Origin of the sequence: Burkholderia sp. LK4, assembly GCF_001043615.1 — a bacterium.
Classification (GTDB): Bacteria; Pseudomonadota; Gammaproteobacteria; order Burkholderiales; family Burkholderiaceae; genus Burkholderia; species Burkholderia cepacia.
Genome location: NZ_LDUL01000065.1, coordinates 1 through 14,170 on the forward strand (window position 1 = coordinate 1; position 14,170 = coordinate 14,170).

General features: G+C 64.7%; 11 protein-coding genes. 9 read left to right on the top strand and 2 right to left on the bottom strand.

From position 1 onward, the window contains the following. From VK92_RS29330 to VK92_RS29355, 6 genes are all read left to right on the top strand, one after another. A partial coding sequence (locus VK92_RS29330) for a MotA/TolQ/ExbB proton channel family protein (protein WP_048468214.1) occupies positions 1-293 on the top strand: 293 nt, incomplete at its 5' end. A gap of 3 nt (positions 294-296) precedes the next feature. Continuing rightward, entirely contained in the window at positions 297-728 is a 432-nt protein-coding gene (locus VK92_RS29335; RefSeq protein WP_048024462.1) for an ExbD/TolR family protein, read from the top strand. Positions 729-756: 28 nt separating this feature from the next. Further along, entirely contained in the window at positions 757-1,185 is a 429-nt protein-coding gene (locus VK92_RS29340) for an ExbD/TolR family protein (protein ID WP_048024461.1), read from the top strand. A gap of 24 nt (positions 1,186-1,209) precedes the next feature. Beyond that, positions 1,210-2,571: an MFS transporter gene (locus tag VK92_RS29345; RefSeq protein ID WP_048024460.1), complete on the top strand. Its 1,362-nt coding sequence runs from the start codon at positions 1,210-1,212 to the stop codon at positions 2,569-2,571. 22 nt (positions 2,572-2,593) lie between these two features. Then, complete coding sequence (locus tag VK92_RS29350; RefSeq protein WP_048024458.1) at positions 2,594-3,613, top strand: dipeptide epimerase; 1,020 nt, start codon at positions 2,594-2,596, stop codon at positions 3,611-3,613. Positions 3,614-3,622: 9 nt separating this feature from the next. Next, positions 3,623-5,290 (top strand): serine hydrolase domain-containing protein, encoded by a 1,668-nt coding sequence (locus VK92_RS29355; protein ID WP_048024457.1) that lies wholly within the window; start codon positions 3,623-3,625, stop codon positions 5,288-5,290. Between the two features lie 33 nt (positions 5,291-5,323). Here VK92_RS29355 and VK92_RS29360 read toward each other — a convergent pair whose 3' ends face one another. Together VK92_RS29360 and VK92_RS29365 are read right to left on the bottom strand one after the other, a co-directional pair. Further along, positions 5,324-6,790, bottom strand: coding sequence for a M81 family metallopeptidase (locus tag VK92_RS29360; protein WP_048024455.1), 1,467 nt, complete (start codon positions 6,788-6,790; stop codon positions 5,324-5,326). Positions 6,791-6,916: 126 nt separating this feature from the next. After that, a complete protein-coding gene (locus VK92_RS29365) occupies positions 6,917-7,909 on the bottom strand; it encodes an ATP-binding protein (protein WP_048024465.1) in 993 nt (330 codons plus the stop codon). Between the two features lie 263 nt (positions 7,910-8,172). Here VK92_RS29365 and VK92_RS29370 point away from each other — a divergent pair, with 263 nt between their 5' ends. From VK92_RS29370 to VK92_RS29380, 3 genes are all read left to right on the top strand, one after another. Further along, a complete protein-coding gene (locus tag VK92_RS29370) occupies positions 8,173-10,554 on the top strand; it encodes a TonB-dependent receptor (RefSeq protein ID WP_048024453.1) in 2,382 nt (793 codons plus the stop codon). A gap of 19 nt (positions 10,555-10,573) precedes the next feature. Next, the gene (locus VK92_RS29375; RefSeq protein WP_048024452.1) at positions 10,574-12,217 is read left to right on the top strand and encodes a serine hydrolase domain-containing protein; all 1,644 of its coding nucleotides are present in this window, start codon (positions 10,574-10,576) and stop codon (positions 12,215-12,217) included. A gap of 911 nt (positions 12,218-13,128) precedes the next feature. Then, positions 13,129-14,154 (top strand): LacI family DNA-binding transcriptional regulator, encoded by a 1,026-nt coding sequence (locus VK92_RS29380; RefSeq protein ID WP_021159575.1) that lies wholly within the window; start codon positions 13,129-13,131, stop codon positions 14,152-14,154. Positions 14,155-14,170: the final 16 nt, after the last annotated feature.

The window sequence follows — 14,170 nt, forward strand, 5'->3', positions numbered from 1 at the left end:
TCGGCACCGTGTGGGGCATCTATCACGCGCTGACTGCCATCGGCATCGCAGGCCAGGCCTCCATCGACAAGGTCGCGGGGCCGGTCGGCGAAGCGCTGATCATGACCGCGATCGGTCTGGCGGTCGCGGTGCCCGCCGTGCTGGGCTACAACTGGCTCGTGCGCCGCAACAAGGCGGTGATGGAGCGCGTGCGCGGGTTTTCGACGGAATTGCACATCGTCATCCTGACCGGCACGACCACGGCCGGGGCCGCCGCCGCGACCAAGGCCGCTGCCCTCACCCGCGTGGGGTGAGCCATGGCGATGACCGTAGGGCCCCGCGACGGCGACGATCACGACGAGACCATGTCGTCCATCAACACGACGCCACTGGTCGACGTGATGCTGGTGCTGCTGATCATCTTCCTCATCACGATTCCGGTGGTATCGCACACCGTGCCGGTCACGCTGCCCAGGGAAGCCGTGCAGCCGCTGCAGACGACCCCGCAGAACGTGATTCTCGCCGTGACGAAAGAGGGTGACGTGTTCTGGGACGAACGGCGCGTCCCCGACGCGGCAACGCTCGTCGAGAAACTCAAGGCGGTTGCCGCGCAGTCGCCGCAACCCGAAGTCCACATCCGCGGCGACCTCGACGCGCGCTACGCCGCCATCGGCCGGGTCGTGTTTGCCTGCCAGCGGGCGGGCATCGTCAAGGTCGACTTCATCACCGAACCGCCCCCGCGCCAATGACCCCTCCACGCCGACAAGGAGACCCGAGATGGCAATGACGATGCCCACCGGCAACGCCGACGAAGCCGACGTGATGATCGAGATCAACACCACACCGCTCATCGACGTGATGCTGGTGCTGCTCATCATGCTGATCCTCACCATTCCCGTTCAGACGAACGCGGTCAAGCTGGACATGCCGACCGGTGCGCCGCCGTCGCAACCACGGACACCGCCGGTGGTGCAGATCGATATCGCGGCTGACGGCGCCATCGCATGGAATGGCGAGACGCTGGGTTCGCGCGAGCAACTGGAAACGCGATTGCGTGACGTCGCGGCCAACCCCGCGCCGACCGAGCTGCATTTGCGGCCCGACAAGGCGGCGCCTTACCGCGCCGTCGCCATGGTCATGGCCTCCGCGCAGCGGCTCGGCGCGAACCGCATCGGGCTCGTGGGCAACGAGCAATTCATGCAGTAACCGCCTTCTCATCACGGAGCCCTCATGTTCGACTCCAACCCTGACCTGCTCGCCCCCGTGGCAGGCCAAAGCCCGCCATCGGATTCACGCGCCGGACCACTCGCGTGGTTCGGCCTGGCGATTCTCGTGATCGTGGCGTTCTTCGCCTTCGTCGACCGTCAGATGCTGATCCTGCTGACGGAGCCCATCCGCCACGATTTCGGGCTGACCGATACTCAAATCGGCCTGATGCAAGGCGCGGGGATCGCCCTGTTCGCGGGCGTGGCTTCGTTGCCGATCGGCTGGGTCGCCGATCGCGTGGACCGCCGTGTGGTGCTGGTCGCGTGTGTCCTCGTCTGGAGCGCCGCCACCGCGATCTGCGGCGTGACTACCCACTTCTGGCAGTTGTTCATCGCCACCGTCGGGCTGGGGATCGGCGAAGCCGGACTGGTGCCGGTGATCTACGGGCTGATTCCCGACCTCTTCCCCGCGCGCCAGCGCGTGCTCGCCAATGCGATCTTCGCGCTCGCCAACCTGTTGGGCGCAGGCGCGGGGATGGCGCTCGGCGGCGCACTGATGAACGGCATCACGGCGGTGCTCGGCGCGTTGCCAGCCGGGCTCGCCGATCTCGCGCCGTGGCGGCTCGCGTTTTTTGCCGTTGCCCTGCCTGCCCCCGTGCTGGCCGTGCTGGTTCTACTCATTCGACCCGGAAAACACGGTGACACGGAAGCATCCGCAGCCCGTCACCGGACTTCCGCACCGCTGCCGTCCGCACCGGTCTACTTCCGGCGCGAAGCCATCATGATGCTCAAGTTCTTCGGTGCCATCGGACTGGTCAATCTGTCGTTCGGCGGTGTCGCGACATGGATGCCGGTCGTGGCAGTGCGAACCTTCGGCGCTACGCCGGCCGAAGCCGGCGGCGGCATGGGCGTGGCGGCGATGGCCGGCGGCATCGCGGGTTGCGTGCTCAGCGGACTCGTTGCCGGACGCATGAGAGCGCGCTTCGGCGTGCTCGCGCCGCTGCGTGTCTGTGAATGCGGCGCGCTGGTCGCCGGCGGCCTGTCGTTCCTCTATCTGGCGGTGGGCTCGCTGACGCCGGTCTACGCGCTCTTCGGCGCACAGCTCGCCTGCATGGTCGCAGGCATGGTGCTGTTTCCCACCATCATGCAGAACATCTGCCCTGCCCACCTGCGCTCGCGCGTGGCGGCGATCGGCGCCCTGACGTCGATCGTCGTGCAGGCCGGCAGCCCCGTGTTCATCGGTTTCATGTCGGATCGTCTGCACGCGTTCAGCCAGGGCTTGCTGTGGTCGATCGTCTGCGTGGCGGCGTTCGGCTTCTTCGCCGCCTGCATGTTGATGCGTGCGGCCGGCCGTGGTGTCCGCGAGGCAATCGAACGCTATGCATAACGCTCCTCTTCCTCCCTCTCCCATGTCACCCCGCGCGCGCTCACTCTCGCTGCACATCGAACGGTGGCCGTTGGCTGCCCCGTTCCGTATCACCGGCCACGTCATCGACACCGCTCGCCTCGTGTGCGTTACCGTCGACGACGGACACCACGCCGGCCACGGCGAAGCGTCCGGGGTCTTTTACCTGGGTGAAACACCCGAATCCATCGCCGCGCAAATCGAGCGCGTCCGACCATCGATAGAAGCAGGGGCCACACGCGCGCAGTTGCTCGACATATTGCCGCCCGGCGGCGCGCGCAACGCGGTCGACGCGGCGTTGTGGGCACTCGAATCACAACGGCAAGCCATGCCTGTCTGGCGCATCGCGGGCCTCTGCGCGCCGCGCCCGTTGCGGACCACGATGACGATCGGCGTGGATACGCCGAATGCAATGGCCGGGGCGGCACAGCGACTGCCCCACGCCAGGGCGCTGAAGGTCAAGCTGGACGGCAGCGCCGCCGACGCCGCGCGCCTCTCCGCCATCCGTGAGGTCCGCCCGGACATACCGCTCGCCGTCGATGCGAATCAGGGCTGGTCGCGCGCGCACTTCGACGCGATGCTCCCCGTGCTGCAACAGCTCGATGTCTGCATGCTCGAACAGCCGTTTGCGATCGGTGCGGACGCCTGCCTCGAACACATCGATTGTCCGATCCCCCTCGCGGCCGACGAATCGTTCCAGGATCTCGACGACCTGTCCGCCGTCGCGCGCCGCTACGACATCGTCAACCTCAAGCTCGACAAATGCGGCGGCCTGACACGCGCGCTCGGCCTCGCCGCGCATGTCCGCGAAGCTGGCTTGTCCGTGATGGTCGGTTGCATGGCCGGCACCTCGCTGGCGATCGCTCCCGCGTTTCTGCTCGGGCAACAGTGCGATCACGTCGATCTCGACGGACCGATCTTCCTCGCACGCGATCGCGAACCGGGTGTCGCCTACATCGACGGCCTGCTGCACTGCCCGCCCCAGGTGTGGGGCCACGCAGATATCACTGCGCCCTCCCGCTGAGCGATCGCCATGACATCGGATTCATCCTCCACGGCAACGCAGCTCGATGCGCTGTTCATGCCTTATCACCGCACCGATGCACCCGGATTGATCGCCGGCATTGTTCATCGCGGCCAACTGCTGTATCGGCGCGGTTTCGGCATGGCCAGCCTCGAGCACGGCATCGCCAACACACCGGCCACACGCATGCGCATCGGCTCGGTCAGCAAGCATTTCACTTGCCTCGCGGTGCTGCTCCTGTGCGAGCGCGGCGCACTCGATGCCGACAGGCCCATCGGCGCATACCTGCCGGAGCTCCCGCCAGCCGCGGGCCGACCGACGCTGCGGCAGTTGATGTCGCATCGCGGCGGCCAGCGATGCGCCCTGGACCTTGCACTACTGACGCAAGGTCTCGCCATGTCGCCGCATGGCGCGCTCCTGGCCTCGCAGCAACGTCAAGGCGACGAAAACTTTCCGCCTGGGGAACGCATGATGTATTCGAACGGCGGCTATCACCTGCTTTCGCTCGCCGTCGAACGCGCGAGCGGGATGCCGTTCGACGCATTCCTCACGACGCATGTCTTCAGCCCCTTGCTCATGCACGACACGGCGTGCGTACCCAACGACATGACAATCACGCTTGGCATCGCGACGATGCATGTTCCCGACAGCGAGGGTGGATTCCGGCGCGGTATCTTTCCGTCGTGGGATGTGCTGGGTGAAGGCTCGATCGTCTCGACCGTCGACGACATGCTGCGATGGACCGCGCACCTGAGATGCCGCAACAAGATCGTCGGCAACGACGATACCTGGATCCAGATGCTGGCGTTACCCGTATTCTCCAGCGGTCAGCGCAGCCAATACTCGCTCGGTCTCACGCAGAGCACCTATCGAGGTGTCGAGCTGATACACCATTCCGGTGGCGTCGTCGGTGGGACTTGCCAGATGCTACTGTCGATCGCGCACGGGCTCGACGTCGTATTGCTCGGCAACGGCGCGCTCGACACGCCGCTCGAACTGTCGAAGCGTGTCGTCGACATCGTGCTCGCGGACGAGCTCGATGGCGATGGCCCACCAGTCGCGGCGCGCGCCGCCGATCATGCGGCGCGTCTCGGCAGCTACCGGTCGTCCAGCACCGGCACCGTGTATGCACTCGAAGATCGTGACGGCGCACTGGTGTTGACCGGACCGCTTTGCCCGAAGCCGTCGATGAAGCTTTACGACAGCACCGACGGCCTGAACGACGTTCAGGTCGAAGCGAGCGGCGACGGGCCGCTGGCGTTGCGGTGGGGATCGTCTTGCACACCGACCGACCCCTCCAGCCTGCGCATCGCGCATTGCGGCCATGTCGAAACATTCGCACGCCTCGGCGAAGCGCCCGCGATGACGCCGCACCTCGCCGTCGCGATGTCCGGCATATACGCAAGCCACGACGCCGATGCCCATGCAATCATTGGATTCGACAACGATGCACTCGTACTTCGCATGCGCGGCGCGGTGGGCCATTGCGACTACCGCCTCACGCCATTGGCCCACGATGCTTTCGGACTGGTTCCGGTCGATCCGATGGACATCATGACCGGCATCGTCACGTTGTCGCGCGACGCAATGCGCGACAACGTCACCGGTTTTCGCGTCGATACCGCGCGTACCCGGCGCCTGGTCTTTACACGGGTGCACGCCGGCGCTGACGCCTGATACGTGCCGGCGCAGAACAGCGCCGGCACGTATTCACATCGCCGACGCGAACGGATTCGACACACGCGGCCAGTAGTTGAGGTCACGGTGACGATAGTCCAGTTCGGCGAAGTTCATCGTGAGCGCACCCGGCGCAGCGACATGAAAGATGGCCTTCGAACGCGGCGCGAAATCGGTCTGGAAATGTTGCGTCGATTTCACGACCACCAGCTTCTTTCGGGCGAAGTCGATGCCAAGGCCGGTGAACGCGTCCACGCCGAGCACCTGGGTGCGCACGGAAATCAGCACGATGTCGAGCCCGTTGTCCGCTTCCACCCACACCGCCCGGCCAAGCGGTTGTTCAAGACCCATGATGCTTTGCGTATGCCGCTCGACCACACCGCGCACGGTCACGCGCAGGTCCATCGGGTCTCCGGAATACACGCTGCACTTGCCGCCGATGCGCAGATCCAGCGTGGCCCCGACACCCGCGTCCTTGCAGATCTGAATCGCACCGAGATCCCAGAAGCACCCGATCGCGACATCGGCAATCCGTCGCTCGACCACGCGACGCAAAATGAACGTGCTGTCGCACGGCGCGCCACCGCCGGGATTGTCCGCCACATCCGCCAGTACGACCGGGCCGCCGTCGACCGCCAGCGCGCGATCCAGTCCGGAATCGATATCGAGCCATGCGGGGCGTGTCGCGTCGCGCAGTTCCCAGAACTCTCGCGCCAGTTGCGCCGCCAGCGCCTCGGCCCTGGCGGGATCGTCGTCCGTCACCACCCAGAGTTTTGCACCGGCTTCCGGCACGTCGCCCCACGGGAACCCGTGGCCGAGCGACACCGACAGCACGCCGTCGTGCCCTTCGAACGACTTCATGCGCCGGACGAACCCCGCCATCGGTTCGCTGGTGGTGTGCCAGGCGCCGACCATCCGGCAGTCGAACACGCCGATCGTCGGGCGGATGCGTCCGGCAGCCATTTCGAGCGCCAGCCGATAGGCTTCGCGCGCCCGATCGATGGCGTCGATATGCGGATACTCCTTGTAAGCGATCAGGACATCGGCCGATGCCTTCATCAATTGCGTGAAATGACAGTGCGGGTCGAGCGTGACCGAGATCGGAACGTCCGGGCCGACAATGGCGCGAACGCCGGCGAGCAGATCGCCTTCGCAATCGTCGTAGCCCTCCGCCACCATCGCGCCGTGCAGCAGCAGAATCACGGCATCCAGCGGCAATGCGGCCGTTACGCCATCGAGAATTTCGTCCCTCAAGGATTCGTAGACTGCGCGAATCGTGCGGCCGGACGGCTGGGCTTCGGCACACAGACCTTCAACGATTTCGTGACCGTCATCCTCCGCCAGGCGCCGCACCTCCGCGATCACGTGACCCATGCCGTCGGGCTCGCGCACACTCGCATCGCCGTGAAAAATCGTGCTCTCTTCGAAGCCGCCCCAACCGGTGGGGCACGGGGCAAATGTATTGGTTTCCGTCGAAAGCTGAGCCGTATATATCTTCATGACGAGGTCTGCCGAATAGGATTGAAGGGCGTTGAACGACTATATGCGCGCGCCGTTTCCGCTTTGTGTGCAATCTGTATCAAGCGTGAAACAGAGCTGCGCCAACGGTCGCTCCGACCGCCCGACCTATCGACGCGGCAACGTGACCTGCGCCACCAGTCCGCCTTCCGGACCGTTGCGCAACACCAGTTCCCCGCCGTGACGCTTCACGACATCATTCGCGATGGCAAGGCCAAGTCCCGTCCCGCCCGTGTTCCTGTTGCGCGAACTCTCCACCCGGTAGAACGGCTCCAGGGCCCGCTCCAGTTGCGACTCCGGTATGCCCGGGCCGCGATCGACGATCTGGATGCGCACACACGAAGGCGCGTCGATCAGGCGGATGTGCGCGTCTTCACCGTATCGAATCGCGTTGGCAACCAGATTCGTCAGGCAGCGTTTGAGACCCAGGGGTTGCGCCGATATCGGCGGCACCTCACCGCTGATCGTCACCTTTTGACCGTGCTCGGCCGCATCTTCCGCGATTGCATCCACCAGCGCATTGACATCGACCGGACTGAACGCCTCGACCACTTCCTCATTGCGCAGAAACGACAGGGTGGCCTCGAGAAGCTGCGTCATCTCGTCGATATCGTCTCTGATCCGCTCACTCAATTCGGTATCCTGAGCGGATCGAAGGCGCAGTTTCATGCGTGTCAGGGGGGTGCGCAAATCGTGAGACACGGCGGCGAGAAAGCGGTTGCGCTCACTCATTTGCCGCCGCAACGACGCCTGCATCGTGTTGAACACGCTAGCGGCCTGACGCGCCTCGACAGGGCCGATTTCCCTGATCGGCGGCGCATCGATATTCCTCGACAGTTCAGCGGCCCCTAAGGCCAGCGTGCGAAACGGGGCAGCCAGCATGCGCGCACCGATCCAGGACGAGATCAGTGCCGGCATGACCTGAATCATCACAGCGGCGCACCACTGCAACGATGCGCTCATCCCGGGCGGCGGTTTGAAGGGAGCGGTGCTGTAAAGCTTGAAGAGCAGCAGGCCGGCGCTGATCTGCATCACGAGGATGATCGCGATCATCACGAAGAACAGGCGATAGAAAGCTGAATCGAAGCGGGGTCTGTGCATGGTCGTGGCCAACAGCGAGCGATGATTTTCGATTATCGCCCGTGAATGTAGGGGCCATGTGTGCCGTTTATTGCAAACCCGACACAAGTCCTCGCCCCGGTTCCGCCTCGCCTGCCGGCCCTGCTGCCCTTCACCGCCACCGATCGTTTGTATCAGCAACGATACAAACGCCACATGAACCAGAAATAACCGGCACTTACCGTTCCCCCTGAGTTGCGCTACGCGGCACCGCGTTCCGTGGATTGCAAAATCAGGAGGAGACAATGGTGAAGATGAAAAAAAGGACGAAGCACACAGCGGTTTCGGCAACGTTATCGCTGAAGCATGGCAGGCGTTACGCCCCTCTCTTCGTCGGGCCGGTATTCGGGTTGGCATCGTTGGGCGTGCACGCGCAAGAGCAGGCTCAAGCGCCAATGCAGACTCGGCAGATCGCCGCGCCCGATGCGGCGTCCACTGCGATGCCTGGCGCCGCGCCCGGCGCCGCGGTGCCGAACGCCCCACCGGCTGCCGAAACGTCGAAAGCGCAAGGCAAGGATGGCGCGACGCTCAATACCGTTGTGGTGACCGCGACACGCCGACGTGAACCGGCCCGGGAAGTCCCCATGCAGGTCAATGTACTGTCGGCCGAGGAACTGCAGAAGAGCGGCGCGAAAACGATGTCCGACTACCTGTCTGCGGAGCCGGGTGTCGACCTGAACGCCAGTGGTGGCAGCGGGTCCGGTCAGGTCAGTATCCGCGGCGTGACGACAGGTATTCAGACAGGGCCGACGGTCGGCATGTATGTCGACGACGTCGCGTTTGGCGGCAGCACCCTGTTCTCCCAGAGCGCAACGTTCGCGCTCGACATGAGCCTGCTCGACCTCAACCACGTGGAAATCCTGCGAGGTCCGCAGGGTACGTTGTATGGCGCAGGTGCGATGGGCGGGTTGCTGAAATACGTGACCAACGAACCGGACTCGGGGCAGTTTTCCGGACAGGTCGGCACCGGCGTATCGGGAACGGCGCATGGCGGTGTGAGCGGTACGGCCAACGCAGCGTTGAACATCCCGCTGAAGACCGATGTTGCCGCGCTGCGCGTCTCCGTGTTCGGCCAGCACGATGGCGGCTATGTCGACGCAGTGGGGCCCAAGGCGGACTCGCACATCGATCGCGGCGATACCTACGGTGCCCGCGCGTCGTTGCTGCTGACGCCGACCAGGGACTTGACGGTCCGGCTGACCGCGGTCTCGCAAAACATCAATCGCAACGATCCGAACTACGTTGAATATGGCTCCAACGGGCAGCCGGTCTGGGGGGACCTGACAACGCGACAGTTCGCCCCGCAGCCGTTTCATCAAAACATCCAGCTCTATTCGGCCGGGATTGAATACGAACTCGGCTGGGCACGCCTGAACTCGATCACGTCGTATCAAAGGATCAACTCGAGCGCACCGCAAGACCTGACCGGCGTATATGGGCCGCTATTTGCCGCCCAGGGGCTGGACCTGGGTTCGGTGGTCGCCGGGGATGTGGCCACCACGAACAAGGTTACCCAGGAGTTTCGCCTGACTTCGCCGGGCAACCAGCGACTCGAGTGGCTGGCCGGACTCTTCTATACGCACGAGCGCAGCCATTTGAGCGAAGGCTTTCTGACGACCTTGCCCGACGGCACGCCCGGCCCGAACCTGTCGGAGATTCAGGCGCCCAGCACGTACAACGAGTACGCGGCATATGGCGACCTGACTTATCACCTCACGCCGCGCCTTTCGCTGACCGGCGGCGTCCGGATCGCCCACAACACCCAGACCTATGAACAGACGACCTTCGGTACCCTCGCCGGCCCGACCCAGACCGTCTCGGCACCGTCGTCGGACACCAGCAAGACCTACATGTTCACCGCGCGCTATGCGCTGACTTCCAACAGCAACGCGTATGTCCGCGTCGCCAGCGGATACCGGCCCGGTGGCCCGAATGCACTGCTGATCGATCCACTCACCGGCATGCGCGCGGCGGGTAGCCCGACCTTCGCGCCCGACACGTTGTGGAGTTATGAGGCGGGCTACAAAGCCGACCTGCTCGACAAGCGTCTATCGCTGGAGACGTCTGTCTACGACATCGAGTGGAAGAACATCCAGCAACTCGGCACGGTCGATGGCGTCAACCAGGTCATCAACGCCGGCAACGCACGAATCAAGGGCCTCGAGTTCTCGGGCACGTTCCGTCCCAACCCGCATTGGAATTTCAGTGCGAACCTGTCGCTCATCGACGCCAGCCTGACGACGGGCAATGCGAACGCGGGTACGACGGCGGGCGCGCCATTGCCGAACTCGGCCAAGGTCTCCGCCACGTTCTCGGGCACCTATCTGTTCACCGCACAAGGGTATCCGTCGTATGCGGGTATTACGCAACGATTTGTCGGCCGGCGTCATAGCGGGTTCGACGCCAGCTCGGGCCGGCCGGATTACCCGTTGCCCGGCTACGCGATCACGGATCTGCAGGCGGGCGTGGACTTCAGGAAGTTCAGCCTGGCGTTCTACGTTCGCAACCTGTTCGACCGTCGCGCGTTGATCGCGGCCGGTACTTCGCTGATGCCGATGGGCGGCCCGGCGCTCGTCAGCGTGATTCAGCCTCGCACGATCGGCGCGGCGCTTACCGTTCCGTTCTAAATCATAGGGATAACTTAAAATGACACAAGAATCGCACGACGTCGTCAAGCAACTGGACGCCCTGTTCGAACGTTTCAACAAGTGCGATGAACCCGGCCTCGTCGTGGCCGTGGCGCATCGGGGAGAAGTCCTCTACCGGCGAGGCTTCGGCATGGCAAGCCTGGAACACGGCGTAGCCAATACGCCGGCCACACGCTTGCGCATCGGCTCGACGAGCAAACACTTCACCTGCCTCGCCGCACTCCTGCTCGCCGAAGACGGCAAGCTCGACATCGACGCCGGAATCCGCACTTACCTGCCTGAACTGCCGCTACTGGCGGGCGACCCCAGCTTGCGCCAGCTGATGACGCATACGGGCGGCTACCGCTGCTATCTCGACCTCACGCTGCTCGCGCAAGGCGTGGCGACGCTGCCGCGTGGCGGCGCGCTGGCGGCCGAAGTCCGGCAACGCGACGTCAATTTCCCGCCGGGCGAGCGGATGATCTACTGCAACGGTGGATATCACCTGCTGTCGCTCGCGATCGAACGGGTCAGCGGAATCCCCTTCGAGACCTTTCTGAAGGAACGCATCTTCGATGTGATGGGCATGGTCGACACGGAGTCGGTCGCCGACGACATGCGCATCCGCCCGCGCATGGCGACCCAGCATGTGCCGGACGGAAAAGGCGGATTCATGCGCGGCCTTTTCCCGACGTGGGAAGTGCTCGGTGAAGGCGGGATCGTATCGACGGTCGATGACATGCTGCTCTGGCTCGCGCATCTGCGCGGCCCCAAGCGAGTCGGCAGCGAAGCAAGCTGGCGCCAGATGCTGACCAGGCCGCACTATTCGAGCGGTGCGGAAGGCGTCTACACCCTCGGGCTGATGCGCACCCCCCATCGCGACGTGGAAGTGCTGCACCATGCCGGCGGGGTGTTCGGTGGCGCTTGTCAGATGTTGACCGTGTCGGAGCAGGCGCTGGATGTCATCATTCTCACCAACGGCGCGGCAGCCAATCCGGTTGAACTGGCTACGCAGGTAGTCGATATCGTTCTGGGCGATGACATCCTTAGCGCGAAGCCCGCCGCTCCCCTGCAAACAGCCGGGCACGAAACCTTGCTCGGCAAGTACTACTCGCGCGTGTCCGGGACGTATTGCGTGATCGGTGATCACAACGGGCACGTCAACGCGATCCTCCATAACGCAAAACAGATGCCCAAGCCGCTCATCGAGACGGAAGCCGGATTGCGGGTCGACGAAGGGACAGGCGCGACGCTGCTGATCAAACCTCGCGCATCGACGGCAGCGGCACGTGTAACGGCTATCGACTTGGTGGACAGCGGTCTCGCGGAGACGCTCGAGCGCTTGCCCGATCACGCGCCGCCGCTCTCCAGTGCGTCGGCGGGCCTGACGGGCACGTATCACGGTCACGATGCCGCGGCACGCGCGACGATCGCCGTCACGAACGGTGAACTCACCATGACCATGCACGGCGTCGCAGGCAGTGTCGGCTATCGGCTTGAGCCGGTAGCCGACGACATTTTCACGTTCGACCCCGCCGGTCAGCTGGCCGTCATGTACGGTGTCTTGACGGTGGAACGCTCGGGTAACGAGGTGACGCGCGTTCGCATCGACACGTCGCGCACGCGCAACCTGACCTTCATGCGCGACCGGCTTGATTCATAGACATCCCGTCACTTCCTGGTGCGACGTTTTGGTCGCGTGGCGCGGCTCGCGGCGTCGTCAGGAAACGCGGGTTGCACCACGCGCCGGCGGTGACCGGCCTGACGCCGCCGGAGACCGGTCTGCTCGTCCATTTGATGAGTCGCTGCTGGCGGTGGCGGCGCCGTTCGGTCGTCGGCAATCACACTCGACGCGCGCCGCAAAAACAAAAAACCCGCGAGCATATGGCTTCTCGCGGGCTTTCGTACCGTCATCGAATCGCGCTGAAAGCGATCGTGGTGCCGGGGACCGGACTCGAACCGGCAAGCCAGTTAAGGCGGCGGATTTTCGTCACACTGCTTCTTTCAAAGCCGGCGTCGCGGACGCGATGCCGTTCGTGCGCTGGACTATGCCTTCACCGTCGCGCGCGGGCGTGCCTGCTGCCCGTGCGCCTTAGGCGCCCCCCGTCTAGTCTCTACACCTTCCTCGCGGATGCCGCGAGGCTTGGCTCGGCGTTGCCTCGATGCGCGCATCAGGGGTTTCGCCGAATTTGAAGGGTTCTGCACCGACCGTTTCCGACCGGGCACTCAATCTTTTAAGTCCGCTATGTTTACCAATTTCATCACCCCGGCAAGAGGGCGGACGCGATTCTACCATTGCTTGCGCATGCGTTCCCTTATTCTGCGCCGCCGCATGGCGACATCTCCCGGCGCCGCACGGATTCATCCTGTGCAATCGACGCCGGAACAGCGCCGCCCACGATTTTCTCCCGCGCCGCAACATCCCCGATACAATCGGATCCGCGTCGTCCGGCGGCCCCATCCGTCAGATGTTTGTATCGCGCTTTTTGCGAAACAGGCATCGCTTGCGTCATCGCGAAGTCACAAACGTTTTCGATAATTTCCCGGCCGAAAACGTTTACATCGCGTTATTTCATGACCTCGACCATCAAGGACGTCGCTGCCCTCGCGGGCTTCTCGATCGCCACCGTCTCGCGCGCGATCAACGCACCGCATACCGTCAGCCCCGCGACGCTGCAGACCATCCGCACCGCGATCGACACGCTGCAATTCCGCCCGAGCCCGCTCGGCCGGCAACTGCGCGGCGAGCGCACGCGGCTCGTCGGCGTCGTCGTGCCGACGCTGTCGAACCCCGTGTTCGCCGACTGCCTGCAAGGCATCGACGAGCTCGCGACCGCGGCCGGCTTCAAGCTGATCCTGATGACGACCGAATACGATGCGGCGCGCGAGCGTCACGCGATCGAGACGCTGCGCGAGCAGCGCGTCGAAGGGCTGATCCTCACCGTCGCCGACGCGGACACGCACCCGTTGCTCGACATGCTCGACCACGAAGGCCCGCACTACGTGCTGATGCACAACGACACGCAGCGCCGCCCGTCGGTGTCGGTCGACAACCGCAGCGCCGCCTATGACGGCGTGCGCCTGCTGACCGCGCGCGGTCACCGCCGCGTGCTGATGCTGGCCGGCTCGCTCGCCGCGTCGGATCGCGCGCGCCAGCGCCATCTCGGTTATGCGCAGGCACTCGAGGAAAGCGGCGTTGCCACGCTGCCTCCGGTCGAAGTCGACTTCAACGCGCCCGAGCTGCCCGATGCGGTGCTCGCCCATCTCACCGCACACGCGACGCGCCCGACCGCCCTCTTCTGCAGCAACGACCTGCTCGCGATGGTCGTGATGCGCGGCCTGCGCCGCGCGGGCTTCTCGATCCCGGACGACCTGTCGGTGCTCGGCTTCGACGGGATCGCGATCGGCGAATTGCTCGCGCCGCCGCTCGCGAGCGTCGCGACGCCGAACCGCGACATCGGTCGCCATGCATGGCAACGTCTCGTCGAATGCATCGGCGGCGCGGCAATCGAACGCTCGTCGCTGATCCTGCCGCACGTGGTGCGCGACGGCGCAACCGTCGCCCCGCCAGCCACCGACCTGCAACTGCGCAAGGCCTGAACGCGCACACCGCCCC

Coding starts and splice junctions, on each gene's coding strand:
- VK92_RS29335 (WP_048024462.1), top strand. CDS start 297: ATGGCGATGACCGTAGGGCCCCGCGACGGCGACGATCACGACGAGACC.
- VK92_RS29340 (WP_048024461.1), top strand. CDS start 757: ATGGCAATGACGATGCCCACCGGCAACGCCGACGAAGCCGACGTGATG.
- VK92_RS29345 (WP_048024460.1), top strand. CDS start 1,210: ATGTTCGACTCCAACCCTGACCTGCTCGCCCCCGTGGCAGGCCAAAGC.
- VK92_RS29350 (WP_048024458.1), top strand. CDS start 2,594: ATGTCACCCCGCGCGCGCTCACTCTCGCTGCACATCGAACGGTGGCCG.
- VK92_RS29355 (WP_048024457.1), top strand. CDS start 3,623: ATGACATCGGATTCATCCTCCACGGCAACGCAGCTCGATGCGCTGTTC.
- VK92_RS29360 (WP_048024455.1), bottom strand. CDS start 6,790: ATGAAGATATATACGGCTCAGCTTTCGACGGAAACCAATACATTTGCC.
- VK92_RS29365 (WP_048024465.1), bottom strand. CDS start 7,909: ATGCACAGACCCCGCTTCGATTCAGCTTTCTATCGCCTGTTCTTCGTG.
- VK92_RS29370 (WP_048024453.1), top strand. CDS start 8,173: ATGGTGAAGATGAAAAAAAGGACGAAGCACACAGCGGTTTCGGCAACG.
- VK92_RS29375 (WP_048024452.1), top strand. CDS start 10,574: ATGACACAAGAATCGCACGACGTCGTCAAGCAACTGGACGCCCTGTTC.
- VK92_RS29380 (WP_021159575.1), top strand. CDS start 13,129: ATGACCTCGACCATCAAGGACGTCGCTGCCCTCGCGGGCTTCTCGATC.